This window comes from Dactylosporangium sp. NPDC049140 (genome assembly GCF_040648435.1).
Window position 1 is genome coordinate 1 of the sequence record NZ_JBEZDS010000161.1, and the last position, 1,343, is coordinate 1,343.

Below are 1,343 nucleotides of genomic sequence, written 5' to 3' on the forward strand. Positions count from 1 at the left end.
GTGGCTCAGGCGTCCGGGCGAAAGGGTGACGGAATCCGCTCTCCCGTCTTCTCCAACTCCTCAGCAGCCCATCGTGGTATGGGTGGCGGCCATTCGCGACTCCAGGAGATCAGCGTCAAACGAATCCGGGACTGCTCGCTTATTACAGCCAGCGCACGAAGGCAACGTCGGGCTTTGAAAAGATCCTCATCTGCATACACGAATTGACCGACCAGGCTTTCGAGCAGTTCCACGGCGTCGTCGTACCGAAAAGCACTAAGTACGTCCACGATGCGTTCGGGGTGAGGCGGCCTGACGTTCGACACCAGCAGTTCGCATAGCACCGGGCTGATATCGACAAGCCCGCCCGCAGCAGCGAGGCCGACAATAGTTTCGAACTCGTCCCACCGAGTCTGGCCCGCAAGCCTTCGTACGACAAGGGCCGCGGCGCTTCTGAATTCCGGAATTTCGGCGAGCACCAGGCGCGCGGCCTCCTCGCCCGCGAGACCTTGTGGCGCAATACTGAAGACGCGTTCGATGAGGCGGTCCACCTGTTCGGGCTGTGGGACCGATTGAGGGAAAGGTCGAGGGCCACCGATTTCGTAGGGCTTCTCGCCCCAGTTATCCACGTCCCATGGTGTGTCTTGCCATGGAGACTTGATCCTGCCCGCGGCGATGAGTGCGCGCGAGTGGGCATCGTTGCGGTATTCCAGCGGGATAACCGCCAACGGAAGTGGCTTGCCCGTCGATCGCGATCGTGCGGATTCGGGCCGCGTCATGTTCCGAGGGCCTGGGCCGCGAGCCATCCACTCCATCAACGGCACTTCAAAATCACCCCAAGAGTGGCCGATCGTGACCAGCACGTCGTCCGGATCCCACTCAATATCGGCCATAGCTGTAGAGCTTACGCCGGAATTGCGGTCGATTCCAGCGCGTCCGTTCGACAGACAGACCGGGCGCGCCCTCGAGCGACCACAGGTCAACCCCTTCGGTATGGATTCGCAGTCCAGCCAACATTGAAACTACCGAGATCATGTCCGTCAAACAACGCTTCCGTCTCTCTCCCTGAAAGCTTATTCGTCGGAGTGACCAGCCTGTTCGCCGGAACTCGGAGATGACCAATATCGGGAGCCTGTTCAATAACGTCACTCCTGACCGTCCAATCCGACGTTTGCACGAACGCCTCGGGATCGCGAGAGACGGAGACGAAAGGACTGAAGGTCTTATCATTCCTCAACGCATGATCGTTCGCAATGTTTTGTTTGAATCCGGGATTACCCTTGAACACCTCCCACATAGCGTCAGCCCGCTCCTCAGAGATTTTTGGCTGCAACGACTTGGGGTCATTGCGGTCCGCAAATCTG

Annotated in this window: 2 protein-coding genes; both read right to left on the reverse strand. The window is 59.0% G+C overall.

Annotated features, from left to right (window positions below; genetic code table 11):
• Positions 1–5 precede the first annotated feature (5 nt).
• Positions 6–872, reverse strand: a complete 867-nt coding sequence (locus AB0B76_RS58980; RefSeq protein ID WP_360395208.1) for a hypothetical protein — start codon at positions 870–872, stop codon at positions 6–8.
• A gap of 86 nt (positions 873–958) precedes the next feature.
• Positions 959–1,343 (reverse strand): hypothetical protein (locus AB0B76_RS58985; RefSeq protein WP_360395211.1); only part of this gene is annotated, 385 nt, incomplete at its 5' end.

Excerpts from the sequence above, each read along its gene's own strand:
- AB0B76_RS58980 (WP_360395208.1), bottom strand. The coding sequence starts at position 872 with ATGGCCGATATTGAGTGGGATCCGGACGACGTGCTGGTCACGATCGGC.